We start from the raw sequence: 252 nt of genomic DNA, 5'->3' as shown, positions 1-252 counted from the left end.
CCGCCCACGTCCCGTCCGTACGGTTCCGGCTCCGCGTTCCGCCCGCTCACGTCGCGCTCGGGCACGTCGCGCTCGTCGGTGCGCCGTTCGTACGGCTCCCGTGCCGCGTCGTCCCGCTTGCGCAGGTCGGTGGTCGGCGACCCGCCTTCGTACCCATCGCGCCCGGGAGCAGCCCGCCCGGGCACATCCCGCCCGGGCACATCCCGCCCGGGGGCCTCGCGCCCGGGCGCCTCCCGCTCCGGCGGCACGTCG

The 252-nt window shown here is 79.0% G+C and carries 1 pseudogene; it reads right to left on the bottom strand.

What is annotated here, in order from left to right:
• Positions 1-252 (bottom strand): annotated as a pseudogene (locus GT354_RS55200) (hypothetical protein); the annotation flags it as partial.

The organism is Streptomyces sp. SID3343, assembly GCF_009865215.1.
Lineage (GTDB): Bacteria > Actinomycetota > Actinomycetes > Streptomycetales > Streptomycetaceae > Embleya.
Note: the sequence above shows the minus strand (reverse complement) of the source record. Positions and strands in the feature narration are given on the sequence as shown.